This window comes from Ulvibacterium marinum, from assembly GCF_003626755.1.
In the GTDB taxonomy this organism is placed as follows: Bacteria; Bacteroidota; Bacteroidia; order Flavobacteriales; family Flavobacteriaceae; genus Ulvibacterium; species Ulvibacterium marinum.
Map to the genome: position 1 here is coordinate 461,597 of NZ_RBCJ01000003.1, position 22,478 is coordinate 484,074.

General features: G+C 41.3%; 14 protein-coding genes. 8 read left to right on the plus strand and 6 right to left on the minus strand.

Annotated features, from left to right (window positions below; all coding sequences use genetic code 11):
- Positions 1-30: 30 nt before the first annotated feature.
- On the minus strand, positions 31-6,120 hold the full coding sequence (locus tag D7Z94_RS15020; protein ID WP_120712416.1) for an alpha-2-macroglobulin family protein: 6,090 nt from the start codon (positions 6,118-6,120) through the stop codon (positions 31-33).
- A gap of 291 nt (positions 6,121-6,411) precedes the next feature.
- On the opposite strand from D7Z94_RS15020, the gene D7Z94_RS15025 reads away from it, so the two are divergent.
- Positions 6,412-7,242 (plus strand): tetratricopeptide repeat protein, encoded by an 831-nt coding sequence (locus D7Z94_RS15025; RefSeq protein WP_158594647.1) that lies wholly within the window; start codon positions 6,412-6,414, stop codon positions 7,240-7,242.
- On the opposite strand, the gene D7Z94_RS15030 is transcribed toward D7Z94_RS15025, so the two are convergent.
- The 5 genes from D7Z94_RS15030 to D7Z94_RS15050 all read right to left on the minus strand — a co-directional run bounded on the left by D7Z94_RS15030 (position 7,237) and on the right by D7Z94_RS15050 (position 14,535).
- The gene (locus D7Z94_RS15030) at positions 7,237-8,022 is read right to left on the minus strand and encodes an SDR family oxidoreductase (protein WP_120712418.1); all 786 of its coding nucleotides are present in this window, start codon (positions 8,020-8,022) and stop codon (positions 7,237-7,239) included. The two genes, D7Z94_RS15025 and D7Z94_RS15030, sit on opposite strands and share 6 nt — an antisense overlap.
- A 46-nt stretch (positions 8,023-8,068) precedes the next feature.
- Positions 8,069-8,380 carry a cupin domain-containing protein gene (locus D7Z94_RS15035; RefSeq protein ID WP_120712419.1) on the minus strand — a complete coding sequence of 104 codons (312 nt, stop codon included), beginning with the start codon at positions 8,378-8,380 and terminating at the stop codon, positions 8,069-8,071.
- A gap of 179 nt (positions 8,381-8,559) precedes the next feature.
- Complete coding sequence (locus D7Z94_RS15040; protein ID WP_120712420.1) at positions 8,560-10,704, minus strand: OmpA family protein; 2,145 nt, start codon at positions 10,702-10,704, stop codon at positions 8,560-8,562.
- Between the two features lie 2 nt (positions 10,705-10,706).
- Complete coding sequence (locus D7Z94_RS15045) at positions 10,707-11,732, minus strand: PorP/SprF family type IX secretion system membrane protein (protein WP_245967214.1); 1,026 nt, start codon at positions 11,730-11,732, stop codon at positions 10,707-10,709.
- Entirely contained in the window at positions 11,668-14,535 is a 2,868-nt protein-coding gene (locus D7Z94_RS15050) for a gliding motility-associated C-terminal domain-containing protein (RefSeq protein WP_120712422.1), read from the minus strand. The genes D7Z94_RS15045 and D7Z94_RS15050 overlap by 65 nt, the downstream gene beginning before the upstream one ends.
- A 259-nt stretch (positions 14,536-14,794) precedes the next feature.
- Here D7Z94_RS15050 and D7Z94_RS15055 point away from each other — a divergent pair, with 259 nt between their 5' ends.
- From D7Z94_RS15055 to D7Z94_RS15085, 7 genes are all read left to right on the plus strand, one after another.
- A complete protein-coding gene (locus D7Z94_RS15055; protein WP_120712423.1) occupies positions 14,795-16,153 on the plus strand; it encodes a UDP-N-acetylmuramate--L-alanine ligase in 1,359 nt (452 codons plus the stop codon).
- Positions 16,154-16,591: 438 nt separating this feature from the next.
- Entirely contained in the window at positions 16,592-17,290 is a 699-nt protein-coding gene (gene radC / locus D7Z94_RS15060; protein WP_120712424.1) for a RadC family protein, read from the plus strand.
- 111 nt (positions 17,291-17,401) lie between these two features.
- Complete coding sequence (locus D7Z94_RS15065) at positions 17,402-18,697, plus strand: polysaccharide deacetylase family protein (RefSeq protein ID WP_120712425.1); 1,296 nt, start codon at positions 17,402-17,404, stop codon at positions 18,695-18,697.
- A complete protein-coding gene (locus tag D7Z94_RS15070) occupies positions 18,690-19,379 on the plus strand; it encodes a YjjG family noncanonical pyrimidine nucleotidase (protein ID WP_120712426.1) in 690 nt (229 codons plus the stop codon). The genes D7Z94_RS15065 and D7Z94_RS15070 overlap by 8 nt, the downstream gene beginning before the upstream one ends.
- Positions 19,380-19,493: 114 nt before the next feature.
- The gene (locus D7Z94_RS15075; protein ID WP_245967215.1) at positions 19,494-19,979 is read left to right on the plus strand and encodes a hypothetical protein; all 486 of its coding nucleotides are present in this window, start codon (positions 19,494-19,496) and stop codon (positions 19,977-19,979) included.
- Positions 19,976-21,409 carry a DUF5723 family protein gene (locus D7Z94_RS15080; RefSeq protein ID WP_120712428.1) on the plus strand — a complete coding sequence of 478 codons (1,434 nt, stop codon included), beginning with the start codon at positions 19,976-19,978 and terminating at the stop codon, positions 21,407-21,409. Before D7Z94_RS15075 ends, D7Z94_RS15080 begins: the two co-directional genes overlap by 4 nt.
- Before the next feature lie 90 nt (positions 21,410-21,499).
- Complete coding sequence (locus D7Z94_RS15085) at positions 21,500-22,465, plus strand: hypothetical protein (RefSeq protein ID WP_147415907.1); 966 nt, start codon at positions 21,500-21,502, stop codon at positions 22,463-22,465.
- Positions 22,466-22,478 lie beyond the last annotated feature (13 nt).

The following is a 22,478-nucleotide window of genomic DNA, read 5'->3' on the forward strand; positions in this document are numbered from 1 at the left end:
TCCTTTTTTTTGCATTTGCTTTCTGAATGCCTATTGTCCGTTATTTACTAAGACTCGAACGCCTTCACTATGACTACTGAATTCTGGGGCATACATACTTTGAATTGTAGTTATGCCATTGCTAAAATCTCCGGCATTGTTGACCCGAAGGTCATACTCGAAAACATAACCCCCTTTGGGCAAATAGTCAAAGAAAAAATTAGTACTGGCATCCTTGGTACTTTCATAATAACCTAGCCCATCCTGCCACTTGTAGCTGGAAAGCACATTGACAGGTTCAAAGCCTGCCGCCCGCATATCCTTCATGTGTATAAATTCCATATCCCTATCGGCCTTAAGTTCTATACGTACCCGTACCAGGTCACCCACTTTCAAATCAGTGGTTTGGGTTATCGCTGAAATTTCTTCGCCTGTATCCGTATTCTTTTTGAGGAAGAGTTTCTTTTTTAATTGTAAAGGGGTTTCCGCGGAGGTAATTTTGTCCAAACCCTCAAAATATTGCCAATACAATCCACCCCAAGCAATGCCCTCTCCCTTTTTCGTGAGCTTAACATTGGCCATTTTAGATTCAATTTCCTTGGCGCTCCAAGAGGTTTTGTAATACCCGGTTCCCGCTTCCAACTTTACATTTTCAAGTCGGGAAGGGTCCATTTTTTCTTTTCCCACCATTACATCAACGGTTTCGGTAACCGACAACCAATCGCTTCCCTGTAACAAAAGTGCATATACTGCTTCCGTAGTGGCTTTTGTAGTTTCCCATTGGTTGGTCTGCTTATGCTTTAATAGCCATACTTTTAAATGGTCCACCGTCTTGGAATCGTTTTCTATTTCTGAAAATACCTCTATCATTAAGGCTTGTGTTTCTATGGGGGCTTGGTGCCAATACCAGGAAGGGGTATTTTCCTTCCAGTACATACCTAGCTCCTCATTGGAGATGCTGTTTTCCTTTAAGGCCCTTAATATTTTCTTGGCGGTAGTCCCATCTTTCATACGAAAAAGGGCCAAGGCCAGCATGCCTTTGGAATACAATCCTTTTTTTGTCCAATACTTTTGTGCTTGTCCCTGATAGTATGCCAAAACTTCATCCACCTTTTTGGAGGTCTTAATGTTTTTGAAAAAACTACGCATGTAGAGATAATGGATTTGCATTTGGCTTAAATGGTCATCGTTGAGGTTCTTCGCATACTTTTTCATCTGCTCATATTCCTGGACAAACTCGGTGTCCAGGTAACGAATAGCACTTTTAAGCATTTGTTCGGTACCATCATCCCCATGGGTAATTTTCAAATGTTTCAAATGTCCCAATCCGGTAATGATGTGCTGTGTGATGTGCCGGTTGGCCCTCCCTCCCTTGAACCATGCCCAAGCCCCGGAAGACATTTGGTTCTGTTGAAGTTTGCCCAAAGAATTGGCCCTCTCGTTCCGCATCGTATGGAGGTCGAATAACAATGCGATACGTTTTTTTTGTTCCGTCTCCGATTGGGCATCACGTAGCCAAGGGGTTTCTTGGATCAAAAGTGATTTTAGCTCCGGATTCTTTTCCAAATTGCTTACTAGCGCATCGGAATTTCGCCACTGATCAAATACCTCCTGTATCCTTGGATTGCTATGGGCAATATGGCTGGCCAATGTATTGGCATAATACTTTGCAAAAATTTGCTCGTTACACTCATGGGGATACTCCATAAGATAGGGTAGGGCCTGTACCGCATACCAAGCCGGGTTGGAGGTGATTTCCAAGGTCAGTTTATGGTTGCTGAGGGTGGTAGAGGTATTATTCCGTAACTTATCCAAAACAAATGTTTTAGTCTGGTTGCTGCCGACCCACATCGGCAAGGTTTCCGTCACCAAAATCCGATTGGTCAATACAGGAAGTACGTTCTGTTCCCCATCGCTAAAATCTCCTGCTTTGGCCAGTATGGTATACTGTACAGCCTGTATGCCTTCAGGAATCTTTAATCGCCAAAAGACTTGGGTATTGCCAAGCGAATCAACAGAGAATCCCTTTTTTTCAACTTGGGCGGACACCTTTTCTAAAGAGGAAGAAGTCAACACTAATTTTTTCGTAATGTCCTCACCCGTAAGGGCATCGACCAATTGTAATTTGGCTTGGCCGGCAAGTTTTTTATCGGTGAGATTGGCAATCTTGGTACTCATGGTAATTTCATCGCCTTCACGTAAAAAACGAGGGGCATTGGGAACGACCATGAGCTCCTTTTGGGTTACAGATTCCATGGACGTGTACGCACTTTGCAAGTTCTGGGTATGGGCCAATAACTGCAGTTTCCATGTGGTCAAAGCCTCTGGAGTAGTGAAGCTAAACGAAACATTGCCTTCTTGGTCCGTATATAATTGCGGAAAGAAAAATGCAGTTTCCTGAAGGTTTTTGCGAATGGAAACAGTGCTAAAATCCTCTTCGTTTTGCTCACGTTGAATGTCTTCCGGCCCTTTGTCAAATTCCGCAATCCCGGCAACATTTCCTGTAAGGCCATTTTGCACCACAACCATTTCCTCCAGCTCGGAACTATCTTCCAGTATTTCCACTGGAGCTGACGAAGGAGGCCCGGATTTTCGGACCAAACCGCTGGCATATCCACGTATTCCTAGCCCAACCCCAAAATGTAATCCGAACCAGTCAAAAGTATCATAATACTGGGGCTGGTAATTGTGGCCATTGGAAAAATCGTTATACACTCGGAAACCTTCTGTTCCAAAACTTCTATAAGCGTTACTATAGATATTTGAATAATAAGTGGGTCGGTAATCAAAACCGGTGTTCCAAGAGTGCCCTCGAAAGGCATCCAAAGAAGCATCGTACATGCTAGCCAAAAGTTCTGCAGCTACCTTATCGCCCTTTGGACCTTTTAGTTTGAAAGTCCAGGTTTCCTCCGTATTCGGTTTGAGTTTGTCCCGAAACGTCACCGTTTCAATTTCCAGATCGGTCTTGGGATAAGGTATGGAAACCATTAAGGAGCCGGAGGTAAAAGCATTGAATGCCGAAAAACTGTAATTGATGGCAAAACCGCCTAAATCAGTTTCTGTTACTGGAAGAGTAAAGCTTTCTGTATTTCTATTCAATCGAATGATTCGGGTATCTACGATTTTTTGATCTTTTTCCACGGTTACGTTTACCCAAAGATTTTTGGCCGTTGAGGCTAAGGTGACTTTTGCCCGGTCACCAATGTGATACTCGGATTTATCCAGCTTTATATTGAACAATTGGTTGTCCGCCAAAGTTGCATCTTTTTCGCTGAAAAGTGTTGTAATGGTTTTGGCCTTTACCTCTTGTCCGAATTTGTCTTGGGTCCAGAGCTCCAGAATATATTTCCCCGATTCACATTTTTTGGAAGTGTCCAAGAGAATTTCAGTAGATTTTTCCGTATCAAAACTAGACTCCCATACCAATTTTCCTTTTGCCCAAGTCGTAAAATCATGTTCATTGGTATAGGCATCATGTGGGAAAAGTTTCTTAAAACTGGCCTTGTCCCAATTTTGATAATCAGGTGCGGCCCAAGGTCGATTGCGCAGAACGTATTTAGGGGCCTGCAACTTGTACATTTTAAGAGTCCCCCTGGCACCAACGGCTTGACCGTTTAAATTAGTTGTAGTTACTTCAATTTTATGGTCTTTTGCATTTTTATTCAGTCTATCTTGGGCCCTGACCTCTGCGTTGAGGCTGTGGTAACCCACACGAACGATATGGGTCGCCGTGTGTGTCTCACCATTAATATCGGTTACGTCTGCGATAATTTCATAACTGAAGGTTGGGAGATGTTCTTTTCCAATGCTATTATCCGGGATTGCCTTGAAATGGATGGTATAGTTCCCTGAAGCATCGGTAACGGTGTTGCCGTATGCAATTTCTTGTTCAGATCTATTAACAGAGGGCCTGCTCCAATAATACCACCTGGGAAAATACACAACTCGGCGTACGGTATAGGCCACCTGGGCATCGGTAATAGCGCTACCTGCATATGCGGTCGCCGTACCCTTCACCGTAATACTATCGTTTACCTTATAGGTTTTGGTTACCGGTTCAAGGGAGGTTTGGAATTTAGGTCGTTTATACTCCTCTACGGAAAAGTCGGTAGTACCATTGATTTGGATGGATTTTGAGCTTACTCCCAACGAAAAATTTCCGGTAAGTCCGGTTGCTGGCAATATGAATTTTCCGGAAAACGAACCATATTCATTGGTTGTTACCTCCAATTTAGCCACTTCTTGATAATTCACATCCCTTAAGCTTACCATTGCCGAAATATTGGGCAAGATTTTGGACACATCGTTTTCTCTCGAAACCGCTATTCCTTTAAAATATAATGTTTGCCCTGGTCTATAGATACTTCTATCGGTAAATAAAAAAGCAGAATTATCAATGGACTGGTTAATCTGTGGATTTGATTTTGAGCCGATATAGTACTCTCCAAAATAGGCGGTATCTTCCTTGTAAGTCAACTTTATATCTATGGAAGTCCATCGCTTAGTGCCAAATGGAATCCGTATAGACCCCTTGTCATTGGTTGTAAATGTTTTGGTTAAAAACTTACGATCGTAGTTTTCCTGGTAGGTAAATTGCAACGTGGCGCTTTCCAGGGGTTTTCCATTATTCCGGTCGATGAGTTGAAACTGATGATGTTCCGGGGTTTGGGTCTCTACCAAGGCTAAATTCGTCACCTGGACCTTGGCATAGGCGAACGTTTTGTTTGTATCTCCCTTTGGAACGGCCAAAATAATGTATTGCCCATTGCCCAATTTAGGCATCAAAACTTCAATACCATGCCGTTGGAAATCATTTTCATTTTTCAATGGTGCCTCCCATTGTTCGATGGCGGACAATTTTTTGATAAAGTCCAGTTGTTTGGATTCCGGATACAGCTTGGTCAATTGCTTCATATCATTTTTTGAAGCTCTATAGGCTACAAACTGAAGTTGGTTAAGGTTTTTGTAGCTGACCAATATTCGGGAGGGAGAATCTATGGGAACATGTTGTTCTATAGTTAATTGCAGGCTTTTGGAAAGAATTTCCGATTGTAGGGCCTTACACTTTTCGGCACCCCTGCTTTCGGGAAATTGTGCAATGACCGATTCACAGAGCGTCAGTGCTTCTTTTAACTTCCATCGATGTTCTTCCTTGGTATTGGGTTGGTATGAGTTCCCCCATTGGTAGTATAACTGGGCGATTTCATATCGATACAAGCCGGATACTTCATGATGGCTTAAGTTTTCAGCTGAGTTTTGGAGAATATCAAGATAGGCCGTATCCTTATCTGCGAAAAGCGCATTTTGATGAATAAATCGTAATCGTTCAATATCCACATCTACCAAGGCCTCCAATCGAACATCCGGAAAATGAAATTCCACAAGTTCTTGATAGATTTTCAGGGCTCTGGATTGCAAAGAAGTCTTGTCGGTAAAATCAATGGATAGTTGTGTAAATTGATAAGCTTCGCAAAGTAACTTTGGATCGTCTATTTCAAATTTGTCCGCAGGTCTTGTAATGCTATTTTCAGCGGCCTTATAGAACTGTAAAGCAGTATGGGCCACGAGGTCGAATAATGTTGGGCGATAGATTTCAGAGCCTTTCTGCTCGGTCAGGATTTCTTGGAATTCATCCACATGTAAGGTCTGCAGTTCTGATGAATTTTCCAACGAAGCAGCAAAATGTATATTGATTTCTTCAAAAAGAGTAGTCAAGTCCCAAGTACGAAAGTCAATAGGATCTACCTTGGTTTCGGTCTTGGTACGATTATAAAATAGATAGCGGTTTTGTTGAAAATACTGCCAATACAGATTTCCCAAGTAACTTTCCAATATATTTTTGGTAGGGAACTCTGCCTCGCGGATTTCGGACGTAAAATCGCTTACAATCTTCAATTGGGCATCTTCTTCCAATGTCAGGGCGTATTTGGAGGTATACAGCAATGCCTTGACTATTTGCGGTGAATTATCCTCTTCCTTTGCCTTTTCGGAGATGGATTGTACCACCTTTAAGGCCGATTTGGTCAATGCTTCATTCTCCAATTTTTCCACTTGCTTCCAAAGTGCTTCATAAGAGGTGCCCTTTTGCGCATTTGCCATTGAAAATAGAAGTATTATAAAAGGTATTAATAGATATCTCATCTTAAAATGTATTCCGTCTCATCATGGGACCAACATGTTTACAAAGCACTTGTGGTCGCCTATGATAAAATTACGTAACAAAAGTGAGCAAAACCTGTGCCATTAGAAAGTTTAAATGAGTGAACGTCGTTTTTGGATGAGTTTGAATAACTACTTTGTAACTTGAAAATAACATCAAAAGGTTAAGGGATAGAAAGAACTACCGACAAATTACTAAAGTTGCGGTTTTCTATGAAATACTTACTTTTTTCTTTGGTTTTCACGCAGTCGTTAGTATGCTGTGCACAAAACATGGAAGCCGAAATAGATCAATTGATTAATGAAAAGAAATATGCCAAAGCCCAGACTAAGCTATTAAGCCAACTTCATTTTACATCGGATAGGGACATGAAGGATAAATTAGGGGAGGTTTACGGCTATCAGGGCAAATGGGACGATGCCATTGCCATTTACAAAGAACTAACGAATACCTACCCCCAAGTCGCCGAGTATGCTTTTAAATATGGTGGCGTTTTGGCGAGAAAGGCACAGGACAGCAATAAAATCGTTGCCCTTGGTCTTGTAGGTAAGATTAAGGAAAATTTAAAAAAAGCTGCTACACTAAACCCCAAGTCGGTCGGGATGCAGTGGGCTTTGGTAGATCTCTATGTTACCTTACCAGGTATTTTGGGAGGTAGTACGTCCAAAGCCTTTGACCATGCAAAAAAACTAAAATCCATATCTCCCATTGATGGCTATTTGGCCATGGGCTACATTCACGAGTATGATCGAGACCCCAAAAAGGCAAAGGACAATTATTTATATGCCTTAAGGCTTTTGGACGATTTAGGTAATATAAAGCGAAACCAACTGCATTATCAGATAGGAAAGGTTTGCGGGGAGTATGGTGTTAAATTGGAAAAAGGTCTGTACCATATGGGGGAATACATTAAAAACTACACACCTTTGGACGGTGTCCCTTTAAAATGGGCCTATTTTAGGATGGCAAAATTATATAGAAAGAAGGAAGATAAACCTAATGCCCAAAAATGGATTGCCAAAACATTGCGTCTGGATGGTATATTGAAACCCGCCTTGGAAGAACAGGAAAAAATAGAGGCCATGGGCACGCTGGGGTCATAGACTTTTTAGCAGGCCACCATCGATGGGTATAGAAGTGCCGGTAATATACGCCGCCTTATCCGAAGCCAAAAAAGCGACCAAGTATCCATACTCTTCCGGTTTCCCAATTCGTTTTAAAGGAACTCGGGATTCCATTTCCGAACGTACTTCAGCCGTGGAAATTCCTAATTGTTCTGCTTTTTTTGCATTTAGTTGTGCGATGCGGTCCGTATCAAAATATCCGGTTAGGACACTATTCACCGTAATACGGGAAGCGCCTACATCCGTTGCCAAGCTTTTAGCCCAAGTAACTACTGCGGCCCGGATTGTATTCGAGAGGGCCAGATAAGAGAGGGGTTCCTTAACGGACACGGAGGCCACATTGATGATGCGCCCCCATTGCTTTTGCTGCATTTGTTTTAAGGCCAATTCCGTAGTAAAAACAACGGTTTTGAACAGTAGGTCGAAGGCTTCCTGATAATCGGGTACATTTTTTTCCAATGTATTCCCGGCGGCCGGACCTTGGGTATTGTTGACCAAAATATCCACGGAATTGTTCTCAAAATAGTCGGAAATCGTCTTCGTGTAAATTTCAAAATCATTGAAATCCACAACTAAATATTGATGTGATTGCCCTTGGGTGACCGGCAAGTCCGAAACAATTCCCTTTAGTTTTTCTTTGCTACGGGACATCAAGGTTACACTGGCACCGCTTTCTGCCAATTGAAAAGCGATTGCTCTTCCGATACCGCCACTACTTCCACCGACCAAGGCCTTTTTCCCTTTTAAATCTATGTCCATATTTGTTTTGAGTTACGTAAATGCCCTCTCTTTTTTAAAGACATTGTTATCTGTATTCTTCTCTAACCGGGCTAAAAACATCCATTAACTTACAGGATGTCAACGCCTTTCCTTTATGGGGCGTATGTGGTGGAATTACCACCATATCATCTTTCTCATAGATTTTGGTAATTCCATCCAAAGTAAACTCGAACTTTCCTTCCAGAACCTGCATTACCTGTTCGTTCCCATGGGAATGTAAAGGGACTTTTGCGCCGTGTTCTACCTCCCAAAAAACGATGCTCATATTCTGGGTATGGACAAGTTTGCCATGATAGCCGGGCATGATTTCTTTGGAAGGGATATTGGCTAGGTTCATAAGATATATTCTATCCGACTAATATAAAAAGAATCCATTCACAAAGGAAAACCCCGGAAGGTTTTCAAAACCTTTCGGGGTCTTAAACTATTTTACCTCGATTTATAACGTCTTTTTCGTCTCCACTAATTGAAAGAGGTTTTTACTTGGTATCTCTAATCGACAAATAATTCCTTCTTTTATTCCCATTTAACGATGACAAGCTCACAGCGTCTGTTCCACTCATGATCTTCCTCTGTACAGCTTTCCACAGTCTCGCATTTTACAATGGGTTTAGATTCACCGTAACCTTTGGCAATGACCCTGTTTTCTGCAATGCCGTTTTCAACAAGAAACTCTTTTGCCGAGTCCGCCCGCTTTTGGGAAAGCTTTCTATTATATTCGCTATTGCCCCGAATATCGGTATGTGTGCCGATTTCAAGAACTATTCCCGGGTTGGATTTCATAATTTCAATGACTTTGCCCAAACGCTTGCGAGATTCTCTTCTGAGGTACCACATGCTGTAATCAAAATGAATTTCTTCGGTTTTGATAAGGGTACGCCCATCTTCTTTAACAATGTCTTCCTCTTGTTGAATGACTTTTTCAATTTTTTGTAGATGTTCTTTTTCCGCTTTTTTCTCTGCGGTTTTTATCTTTTCTTCTTTTTCTCTTTCCATTTGGAGGCGTTGTTCCTCGGCTATTCTCTCCTCTTTACGTTTTCTTTCAGCCTCTGCAAGGGCTATTTTTTCTGCTTCTTCCCTCTTTTTTTGGAGTGCCAATGCTTTTTGCTTTTCCCGCTCCTCCAAGGAAAACAAAGTAAGGGAACCATCTTTGATAGCGTTTCTTTCCTTATCTGTTATGATGATTTTGAAATTGTCTTCGTATCCTTCTTTTTCAGCTTCGATTTTGTATTCGGCCGTACATTGGACCAAAAACTTATAAGAAGCGTCCTGGCCCGTGGTAATTGTCTCTATCACTTTTCCTTCAACATCCAACAAGCTTATTTTTCCCATGGAAATAGGAAGGTTTGTGGTTTTATCGGTCAGAACTCCGGCAATAAATTGTTTACAATCCTCAATGATAAGCGGTTTATTTTCCTTAAAGGAATAAATGTCGTCACTACCTTTCCCTCCAGGTCGGTTTGACGAAAAGAAACCTTCTGTTCCATCATGATTCAGTGTCAAGGAAAAATCATCATAGCCACTATTAACGGGCAAACCTAAGTTATCCGGGTTTTGAAAAATTCCGTTCTCGTTTTTAGAGATAAAGACATCCAACAAACCATAGCCTGGGTGTCCGTTGGAGGAGAAATATAGATTGCCCTTTTGGTCTAAAAAGGGAAATTGTTCCTTTTTGTCCGTATTGATATCCTTTCCCAGGTTAATGGGATTTCCATAGAGCACACCTGATTGGATGTTGACATAATAAAGGTCAAAAGAACCAAACCCACCTTCTCGGTCGGATGCAAAATACAGTTTTGTCTCGTCCTCATTTAATGCGGGATGTTCTGTAGAAAACGCATCGTCATTAAAGGGAAGTTCGATACTATTTTTCCATGCGCCATCTACCCATTCTGCTTTGTATATCTTAAGATGCGTAATTTTTTTTGTATCGGTCTTCTTTTTACTATTTCGAGTAAAATAGATGGTTTTTCGATCTTTGGTAATGGCAAAAGTGCCTTCGTGCATTTTGGTATTGATTGTATTGGACAATGGAACGCTTAAGCTATCGCCCAAAGCCAATTTTTGTATGGGGTGTGAGTAGATATCCAAATAATTCTGGTTGTTCCATCGATAGAGCTTTGGGATAGCGCCGGATTTTTTTCTAGAGGCAGTGTACATCAAGTTTGAATCTACAAGTACAGCACCAAATTCGGAGGTAGTCGTATTGATGTCAAGATTTTTAATATCGAAACGCTCGCCAATGGCACTTACGTTTTCCAAATACACAAATTCCTTTTTTAGTTGATCTACTTTGTCCATTTGGTCACTTTGGGAATAGAAATCCAACAAAACTGTGTTTGCCTGTTCATAATCACCCAGGGCTTTCAAGGACTGGTTTAACTTAAAATGATAGCTCTCATCCATGTTTTCCCCATAATTTGATATTAAATATGCATACCACCGTGCGGCGGCTTTCATGTTATAAGTTTTGTAATAGCTGTCCGCTAAGTTTTTGATGAGCTTTGAACTCTTGTTGCGTGGTAACAATTCTTCGTACAAAGGAATTGCGTCACTATAGAATGCCCTATCAAAATAGGTGTCAGCACGCTTCAACTCCTGCTGGCCCAAAACCGGGGTCAGTGAATTTATAGCAAGCAGTATGAATAGTAACTTTCTCATAACTAGTAGAATCTAGGAGATTTATCATATCCTTTTCCCATGCCCAATAAATCCAGGTCAAAAAGAACAAAAATTTCATGTGAACCGGAACTGAAATCACTCAGGTTGGATAACGTATAATCATAGGCATACCCAATACGCAGGGCTGGCAGAACAGATAAGTTGAACATGGCGCTTACCGAATCTTCCAGACGGTAGGACAAGCCTCCCTCAAACCGATTGTTGAACAGCACGTTCAACGAAACATCCATGGTCAGAGGCGAGCCCTTTACCACTTTTGCCATTACGGAAGGTTTGATCTTAAGATTAGGATTTAGTTCATATACATAACCGGAGGTCAAGAACGTATGTATTTCTTCGGAACCGATACGGTTAATGCCATCTTTGTTTTCAATATGGGTGGAGGTCAATAGATTGGGTATGGAAAGTCCCGCATAGAAATTCCCTCGATGATAAAAGGCACCTATTCCTACATTCGGGAAAGTATTGTTTAAATTCTCGTTAAAGGCGGGATCGTCCTGGAATTCCGGGAGCATAAATCCGTCAAAACTTGTTTCAAAAGTGGTTATTCCACCTTTTACCCCAAGGGAAAGATTACTTTTTTCATTCAATTTTAGGATATAGGCAAAGTCGGCATAAATATTATTTTCCTTAAGGGCCCCGTCGCCAATATCATCTGAAATAAAGGACAGTCCAATCTCTATCTTTTCACTCATTGGTATATGCGAAAAAAAAGTCAGGGTCTTTGGGGCACCCACGGCGTCGTTCCATTGTGAGCGATAGAGTAGGCCAAAATTCAACATTCCCGGCTCGTTGGTGGTATAGGCTGGATTGATTACGTTCATGTTGTACATGTACTGCGTGTATTGGGGATCCTGTTGCGCATAAACGCCAATTTGGACCAATAGCAGAACAAAACTTACGTACAATGTTTTTTTCAATATTCTCATGTTGCTATCTGGTCTAGCGATTAAGGTATAGTCGTCCCTGCTTGGCGTCATGTCCTTGTTTATTGTAATCGATGACATAGAAATACACACCGTTGGGAGCTTTGTCCCCATCCCATGACGGATTGTTTCTATCTCCCTTAAATAATGTTGACCCGTACCTGTTTAGGATTTCCAAAGTAAAATCCGGAAATATTACTTCTATATCGGGTATAAAGAAAGTGTCGTTCCTACCATCGTTATTGGGCGAGAATCCATCAGGGATAAAAAATCCGTAATCCTCAGGATCACAATTGCTCAATTCAACCGTTACGGCAATCCGATCGGGATTTATACAGCCGGTATCAGGATCAAAACTTTCGGCATAGTAGGTCATGTTCTCGATCAGAAGCATACCATTGGCCAATGGATTTTCATTTTCCGGACTAGCGTACCAGAGCACCTCAAACTGGTTGTTACTTTCAATACTCCTTAAATCAGCGACCGTAGGATTGTCCAGGCCGCATAGTGCGAGATTGGTAAATTCTAGGGATGCGGGTTCAAGACCGAATACTGTAGGTACAATTTCCAAACGTCCCGTACTTAAACATTGGTCATCCCCTTCGGTTGCCGCATAATAGCTCTGGCCATCTACTAACGCTACAGAATTTTCCAGGGCATTACCTCCGGACGCCGCATCAAACCAAACTACGGAAGACGCACTTGAGATGACCGCGTCCAAATTACCCACTGTGGGATTATCGGATGCACAAAAGAGAGGATTGGAGTCTGATGCAGTCGGTACCGTGGGGTCTATCAGAGTAACAGTTACCTGTATTCTATCGGAACCTTCACAATTGTTCATCGGATCGATGTTCGAAATAAAGTAATCCTCACCGTTGGTCAACTCGGTATCCAATGGTAATATATCCATATCGGTTTCGGTAGCATAGAACAAAATGTCACCCGTAGCGGATACTTCAATGTCTTCCAAAGTAGGTAAATCCGGTGTGAAGGCACTCAAACATAAACTTTGTTGCGCTTGTGCTGTAGGGATAGCCGGTATACCCTCTATAGCAAAGTTTTCATTCAGCTCAAAATCGAATACCAACCTACATGGTGTTGTATCGTCCTGGGTGCTTCGTACGCTGGCGTTGTAGTTTCCCTGCTCAAGAGAAGTCACATCCAGTTCATAGGAAGCTGTGCCACCTGCAAAGTTTATGGTATTGGTAATGGCCACCTGACCCGTACTCACTTGGGTTACGTCATAAGTGATGGTATATGAACCATCGGATAGAGCTGGTGCATCTACCGTTACATCAATTCTGGTCGCATCACAAGAATTGTCCACAAGAAGGCCCAAATCTATAGATGGTGGAGTAGGGGTTACCATGAATGTATCCGTTATTTGACAATCTAAAGGAAATCCACTCGCTACATCCAGGCTTATTTCATATTCCCCCGTTTCGGTAATTTGGGCGGCGGGTATGGAGAACGTAGCATTTCCCGAGCTAAAGGAAATATCGTTTAAAGTGAAATTGGTGCTCGCACCGCTAGGAGCAGTGAGCGAATAGGTAATATCATAATTACCGTTGGCGTTGTTTTGCGAAGAATCAAAAATATTCGTTAAGTCTACGGAAGAACCTTCCCCTTCACAACCATCCATGGCGTTGGTAGTTGGATTGGTCACACTAAATGAAATGGGAGGGACCTGTATATCAGAACACACGTTTGTGCCTAAGGAGGTAATGGTTAGGGTAGTGGGTTCGTTCAGGTTTATGGGATTGGCATCAATTTGAAAGACTCCTGTTCCATCATTGTTTAGGGTTAATGATGCAGAATCCGTTTCCGTACCACTGGCGGATACTAGGGAATAGGTTGCCGTATAGGTCCCGCTTGCTATTAAAGTGGTGTCGTAGTCCGTTATTTCAATGGTATACTCCGAAGGCCCTTCGCAATAGTTGACAGTGGCCATAGTGCCTTGTAAAACCGGAAGAATTACTATGTCCACAGCGGTGGTGTTTACCGTGCAGACCGCATGTGAAGGAAATACGGTATACCTAAACGTAAATGTACCCGAACTATTCGCATCCCGTATGGCTTCTACATTTATGATGTGATCGGTAAGATCGTCCAACTCATTGGTCAAAGGTACCTCGGACCAAGTACCATTACTGTCCTCACCCAGCAATAGGGCATCTAGATCGTAATTGGTAAGACCCGATAAATCATCGGTTGTGCACACCACTAAATTTGAACCGATGCCAGAATTTGCAGGCCTTTGTACTTCCAATAGTAATCTCACTTGACGGCTGGGACAAGTATCCACTATGGGTACTGTGTGCGTAAATTCGTAAATACCGGGTCCTGCCGCATCGGCGTCAAAAAAGTTTTCATTCAAATGGGGTATGGCTTCTGGGGTAACGGCGGCCCAAATTCCATTAAAATCCTGAAATTTCCCTTCAGTCTCGTCCCCAATATAGCTATGTAGGTTAACAGCGGGATCATCTCCGCACGCATCAGCGCTCCCATCTATATTGTCTTCTCCAGGATATCCGCCTAGATTTATGGTCACAATGGCAGATTCACCGCAAGCGTCGTTGGTGTAGGTAAACTGATGGACTCCCGAGTTTTTAACTTCCCAAAGGTTAACGATGCCATTGGCGCGATCTAACGCGAAGAAATTGGCAGGATCATTGGTGGACCAAGTGCCCCCTGGTGTAGGAGTTCCATTTAGTTTATCGAAAAGCGTATAGTTCTGTGTGGTAATATCAGCATCCTTCTCACAGACTGTTACCGTAGTATCGGTACCGGCACATTGTGCCCTGATGTTTTGACTAAAACTCAATAAAAAAAGACCCAGGGCCCATGAAAAAATGGTCTTAGGTAAATTGTGGTTGGTCATTTTAGTTTCTTTGATAGCTTTGAACGCTTAGCCTGGTCTTTCAAATGTATCTGCGATACGCAGCTTGAGGAAAAGAATGTTGTGAATATGGAATAATGAAGGGTGAATCTTACTAAAACTGTTAAAAAGGAGATGATTTATATTGCATTTTATCGGTTTTTTCGGACTTTTTAACGGATTTACGGACCTATGAAATTCACTTATTAGGTTTAATGCCTTTAAAAGCAATCGCTATCTTTGAGTAATATTTTATGCATTTATGAATATCCATTTTATTGCCATAGGAGGCAGTGCCATGCACAATTTGGCTTTGGCCCTTCATCACAAGGGATATACCGTTACAGGAAGTGATGATGTTATTTTTGAACCTTCTAAAAGTCGGTTGGGAGAAAAGGGCTTATTGCCTACTGAATTTGGGTGGTTTCCCGAAAAAGTAACTACTAATTTGGATGCCGTTATCCTTGGAATGCATGCCAAATCCGACAACCCCGAATTAGTACGTGCCCAGAAGTTGGGGATACGGATCTACTCCTATCCTGAATTTTTGTACGAACAATCTAAAAATAAGACCCGTGTCGTCATAGGGGGCAGTCATGGAAAGACCACCATTACTTCAATGATTTTACATGTGCTGAATTATCACGATAGGGAGGTCGATTATATGGTGGGAGCCCAATTGGATGGGTTTGAGCGTATGGTCCATTTAACGGAGGAGAACGATTTTATAGTTTTGGAAGGGGATGAATACCTATCCTCACCCATCGATAGGCGACCTAAATTCCATTTATATAAACCAAATATCGCGTTGTTGAGCGGTATTGCCTGGGATCATATCAATGTATTTCCCACTTTTGAGAATTATGTGGAGCAGTTTCGGATTTTTGTGGACAGTATCGTAAAGGGAGGAAGCATCACCTATAATGTAGAGGATGAAGAAGTCAAAGAAGTTGTGGAGGCCTCCGAAAATTCCATTCGAAAATTGCCCTATATTACTCCCTTGTATTCCGTAAAGGATGGCCAGACCTTGTTGGAGACTCCTGAGGGAGCCATGCCCATAGAAGTCTTTGGAAAACACAATCTTAGCAATCTTGCTGGAGCCAAATGGATTTGCCAAAATATGGGTGTGGATGAAGATGATTTTTATGAGGCCATAGCCACTTTTAAGGGAGCTTCAAAACGATTGGAAAAAATAAGTGAAGGTACTTCCAGCGTGGTCTACAAGGATTTTGCCCACTCACCTAGCAAGGTATCCGCTACTACTAAGGCCGTGAAGGAACAATATCCGGATCGGCGATTGGTTGCCTGTTTGGAATTACATACCTACAGCAGCTTCAATGCAGAATTTTTGAAAGGATATAAAGGAGCTTTGGATGCCGCGGATGTGGCCGTTGTCTTTTATCTGCCCGAGTCCGTAAAAATCAAACGCTTGCAGGAAGTAACCCCAGATCAGGTTACGGCGGCCTTCCAACGAGATGATCTGAAAATTTTTACACAGGCATCCCAATTTCACGATTTTGTTTTTAACCAAAATTTCGAAAATACTGTGTTGTTGCTGATGAGTTCCGGAAACTATGGAGGATTGGATTTGGAAGCAGTTAGACAAAAAGTTTCCAATTGATATTTGATTTAGAAAGGAAGATTTGTCATGTAGCCCTAGGTTGGAATAGGTTTTGACCTACGGGTAGTATGTTAGGCATAAAACTATACGCTATATTAAATCGTCTATTTAGAACATTCAGACGTAGGACTTCCATAGTTTTAATCGCTGTTATGCTAGGCATATCCAATGCAATTATGGAAGAGGATAGAACGCTATATGATACCAGGAACCATTTGGAAGAGCGCGATATCCCATCCGATGATGATCCTTTTTGACCTTGCTCCATACCGAATACTACCCCCTATGTGATGAGACTCATGTTGATTCAAACGTTTAAAAAAGTATGATATGCTTATGCTGGTTCATTGAACATCTTTTTGTTGTCGTAGCGATTTTTTTCGATTGATTTTTCCAGGGATGCCGGGGATAAAAACTTTAGTTCATTATCTTTAGCAAATGCAAGAAAAGCCAACTACTTTTTCCATAAAACATTGGGCAGATGACGACAAACCACGGGAAAAACTCTTGCAAAAGGGTAGGTTGGTGCTTTCCGATGCAGAGCTGATTGCCATACTTATTGGATCCGGTAGCAGAAATGAGAGTGCTGTAGAACTCTCCAAACGTATTTTGGCATCTGTTGGTAATAACCTGAACGAACTTGGAAAGCTATCCACAAAACAATTAACGAAGTTCAAAGGGATTGGTGAGGCAAAAGCCGTAACCATAGCTGCAGCCCTGGAAATTGGAAGGAGACGGAGAGGAGAGCAGGGACCGAAGATTTCAAAAATTGGTAGTAGTAGGGATGCTTTTGAATTGCTCCATCCCACAATGGGAGAGTTGGAACATGAAGAGTTTTGGATTCTATACCTGAACAATGCGAATAAGGTCTTGCACATGGCCCAATTGAGTAAAGGAGGTATTACAGGTACTTTGGTCGATGTGCGTCTGGTGATGAAACAAGCTTTGGAATTGGGTGCCGTGGCCTTAATATTGGCCCACAATCATCCGTCCGGAAACTTAAGGGCCAGCAAGGCAGATCAAGAGATTACGCAAAAATTGCAATTGGCCGCCGCTGCCCTTGATCTAAAGGTATTGGATCATTTAATTATTGTTCAGAAAGATTATTTAAGTTTTGCCGATGAAAAATTACTGTGAGGATCGTTACATTATGGGTTTCTTAGGTTTGGGACTCCCAATTTAAATGGGAATAATGGGATGAAACAAAAGTAGAGACCTACGGCTTTCCATAAAGAAATTTTAAAGAGTATGTTACTTATCTACACGCATAAAATCACTCCGCGCTTCAGCTATATTATGAAGCATATTTTTACGCGTATTTTGGGAATTGAAGTTTTGTTCACAACGAAGGTAGAAGACTTTATCAAACATACCGGACCAAAGATTACCTATACCAAACAGGCTCTACAAAATGAATTTTTTGTTAGGAACAATGATCTGTTGTTTGAGCAGGGCATCAACGATTTTGAGATTACCGTAGGGGATTGGGACGGTATTCCCTGTTTTTTTTCTACCGGGGAGCGCAGTAATATTCCCTACGATATTTTTTCTGCCAGTTTCTACCTTCTTAGTCGTTATGAGGAATATCTTCCCCACGTTAAGGACATTCATGGACGGTTCTCACCTAAGGACAGTATTGCCTATAACAATAATTTTTTAAAACAACCAGTAGTAGATTTATGGGCCTTTAAATTATTGGAAAGTCTTTTAGAACGGTTTCCGGATATCAAAACTAAGCAACGGTCGTACACACAGACCTCGATTTTGGACATAACTACCTCGCATTGCTTTGCACATAGAGGATTTGTACGAAGTTTGGCTGGATTTTTCCTAGACCTGGGACAGTTCAAGTTAAAAAGGGTCTTTCAGCGTATTACGGTTTGGTTCAAACCTTCAAAAGACCCCTATAACAATTTTGGATTTTTGGTTGAAATGCACAAAAAATATAACATAAATAGTATGTTCTTTTTTCAATTTGCTTCCTATTCCACCTATGATAAAAATGTATCCCCAAACAATAATAGGTTCCGATCTTTAATAAAATCCATTGCGGACTATAGCAAAGTTTCGTTGGCTGCTTCCTATAGCTCTTTTAATGAAACCGAGGTATTGAAAACAGAAAAAAAACGTTTGGAAGATGTTATAAACAGACCTGTAAATTGTACCCGGATGCGCTACAATAGGGTGGACGTTCCCAACACGTATAGGAATTTGGTAGAGGCCGAATTTACGGACGACTATACTATGGGCTACACCCATGAGATAGGTTTTAGAGCGGGAACCTGCTCTCCCTTTTATTTTTATGATATAAACCTAGAAATACAACAACCGGTAAGACTCCATCCTTTCGCCGTGCATGATTATGCTTTTGTAAACTACAAGAACAAGACTGAAATATTGGAAAAAATAGAAATGATGTATTGCTTGGTAAAAAAAGTGAGAGGGCATTTTATTACGGTGTTTTCCAATGAGCTCCTAGGGGAGGACCATAACGTGGATTGGAAACGCTTATATGGCGATACATTAAAAAAATATCATGTTTAGGGATATTGTAACCGACGTTTTTTTCGACTTGGATCATACCCTTTGGGATTTCGAAAAAAATTCTGAGTTGACCTTTCAAAAAATCCTGGCAGAAAACAATGTTGGGGTGGAACTCCCGGATTTTTTGGAAATCTATATACCTACTAATTTGGCGTTTTGGAAATTATACAGGGAAGAACGAATAACCAAATCAGAGCTGCGCTATCAACGATTGAAAACTGTTTTTGATACGCTTAAATATCCCATATCCGATGAAACTATAAACCTACTTTCTGAGGAGTACATTGCGCATTTGTCCAATTATAATCATCTTTTTCCAAATACCACTGAGGTTTTGGAATACCTAAAACCGAAGTATAACCTTCATATTATCACCAACGGTTTTCAGGAAATACAGGAAAAAAAGTTGAGAAATGCCCATATATGCGATTACTTTGCCCATATTATTAATTCTGAAATGGCAGGGGTAAAGAAACCAAATCCCATAATTTTTCAATTAGCTCTTCAAAAGGCAAATGTATCGCCCCAAAAAGCGCTTATGATAGGCGATAGTCTAGAGGCGGATATCCTTGGAGCCAAGGCCGTGGGGCTTCATACTTTGCACTTTAACGTCCATAATGAACCACAGCACGAATTTTGCGAAATGATTAATGATTTACGTGAAATAAAATCCTTTTTATAGAGTTATATAGGGTGATACGCCTTGTATTTAAAGGCTTAGTTTTTGGCATAAATGGGAAAATTACGCACATACGCTTTATTAGGGCTGCTATCGGCTCTAATCTTCTCATCATGTATGGAGACACAAGATTTTGACCAATATGATGATTTGGACATTATTCCTACCTATGAAGCCAGCATCGTTTACCTAGAAACTCCGGAAAGTGTGATCAATGCTGCCGGCGGCGCTAACTTTTATTCCCAGGACTTTAATTTTGATGCCTTTGCCGAGGATATTTTCTCGGAAAGAGTATTAGATGGTGTACTTACCTATGACGTGGAAAATACCACAAGCAAAAGACTGGACCTGACCATTGAATTTTTGGATGTGGACGGCAATGTACTTGATGTGGAATCCTTTTCCATGGACCCCGCCCCTACAGCCGTTTTACGTAGAGAGATAGCCTATGGCAACGCAGGTCGAAGCATGGACATTATTAGAAACACTTCCGGTATACGATTGAGTGGAACAAATTTGGGGGATTCTACTAGTACCTCCACGCTTCCGGACCCCATGGTTACCTTAAAGTCCAGTGGAAAATTTAGGGTTCGCATAAAATGAAAATTCGACACCTATTTTTTTCAACCATTTTTTGGGTTTGCTGCTATGCGTATACCCAAAACAAACAGCTTCTATATGACTTTACCGATGTTCCCCAATCCTTAATGGTTAATCCTGGGGTTAAAACCGACTTTCAATGGTATGCTGGTATTCCAGCATTGTCAGGAATATCGTTGCACGGGGGATCAAGCGGGATTACAGTGAATGACATTTTTGCGGATGATGGATTGGATATTAACGATAAGGTGAGGGATAGGGCAATTAATGGTATGAACATTAGGGATGAACTCAGTGGAACCTATCAGCTAGAACTTTTAAGTGGAGGATTCAGGGGAAGAAATCCAGATTATTTTTATTCATTCGGAATTTATAATGAAGGAGACGCGATTGGTTATTGGTTTAAGGACTATGCCATTCTCGCCTTTGAAGGAAATGCCGATCGTTTAAATCAAGAGTTTGATTTGAGCCACTTAAAAACTCGAGGCGAAATGGTAAATGTATTCCATTTTGGCATCAATAAAAGAGTGGATAATCGACTTGTTGTTGGGGCTAGGGGAAAAATATATTCCAGTATTTTTGATTTTAACTCAACCAGGAACAAGGGTTTTTTTGTGACCAGGGAAGGCCAAAACAATCTTTTGGCCAGTACCCTTGATGCAGATATGAAGTTGCGGACATCTGGTATCTCTGAATTGGAAGATGCCGAGGATAATGGAAACCTGGCTAGTACTATTATGAAACGTGGTTTCTTTGGTGGAAACCTTGGATTGGGTTTGGATCTAGGATTTTCCTATAATCTTAACGAGCAGACTGTAATTACAGGAAGTCTTTTGGACTTGGGATTCATCTACCATGCCAATGATGTGCAGACCTATACATTGAATGGTACGGCGACCATAGAAGGAGTTGAGGTAATACTTCCCGACGCTCTTTCCGATCCCGATGCGGATTTTTGGCAGGATTTGGTCGATGAAGTAGAAGCTTTGGTGCCTTTTGAGGATGACACAAAGGGGTACATCACCTTTAGGCCAACCAAATTATATGCCTCTATTCGTCGTGATTTTGGGGAACAGCTGGAATCCAGGGAAATTTGTGATTGCAATACAGTGGTTGCTAGAGGTAACGGGATGCGTTACAGATATGCCAATAGTTTTGGCGGGCAGCTCTATATGATCAATAGGCCCCGTGGACCACAAACCGCGCTAACTGCTTTTTATTTAAGACGTTTCGGAAACATTTTGACCGCCAAAACCACATATACCGTAGATAAGTTCTCTTATTCCAATATCGGTCTTGGGGTAAGTATACAAGCGGGCCCTGTAAATTTATATCTGATGGCCGATAATCTTTTGGCCTACAGAAATGTGGCGGACACCCATTACGCTTCTTTCCAATTAGGATTAAATATCATATCTTGGGGCAAAAATTAATGGGATTGTGAGGTGGGCCTCAACTTCAAGAATACCTCTTTGGCACGTTTTTTTCATTCCACAATACCATAAACCTCAAAAGGATTACTCGTGAAACGATTACTATTGACCCTCTTGCTCGTATCGAGCTATTTAGGTATGACGCAAACAGATTTAAACGATTATAAATATATCATCATCCCCAAAAAGTTCGATGCCTTCAAAAGGGTGAACCAATACCAGACCAGTACATTCATAAAGCATTTGTTCATCAAAAATGGTTTTGAGGCCGTTTATGAAGACGAAATGCCCATTGAACTACAGGAAGATAGATGCTTGGGTCTTTTGGTAGGGCTTCAGGACGATTCTTCCATGTTTAGTACGAAGGTTGCCCTTGCACTAAAGGATTGTAGATCCCAAGAGGTGTTTACTACCATTCAAGGTAAAAGTAGATTGAAAGAATACACTGCTTCGTACAATGAAGCTATAAAGGGCGCTTTTACTTCCTTAGATAATTTGGATTACCGGTACAGTGGTGCATCCACTAAATCGGAACCCGTTACGGTAAGTTTTAAGAACGATGTAAAAATACTGGAAGAAAACACGAAAACCACTTCTGAATTGAATGCAAACCAAGACCCTATGGTACAACAAAAGGCTACCTTAGAAGAGCAAAGCTATAAGGATTTAAGACCGGTTGAATCCAATATTACAAAGAAGATTGAAAGTGGACAGGAAACAATCCAACAAGTAGCCACCAAAGAAGAACAGAGCTATGAAAGTAGACAACCCGTATCATCCAACATATCAAAAGCGGATATGAATTCTACAAAAAGGACTTCTGACATAAACGAAGCTAAGGATATCTGGTATGCCCAAGAATTGACCAATGGATACCAATTGGTGGATAGCACGCCTAAAATACGAATGAAACTTTTCGAAAGTTCGGTTCAGGGTGTTTATCATGCTAAGATGGACAACAAAAATGGGATGGTCTATACAAAGAATGGGAAATGGTTCTTTGAGTACTACCAAGGAGGAAATCTCATGACCAAGGAATTGAACATCAAATTTTGAAAGAGATTTATTA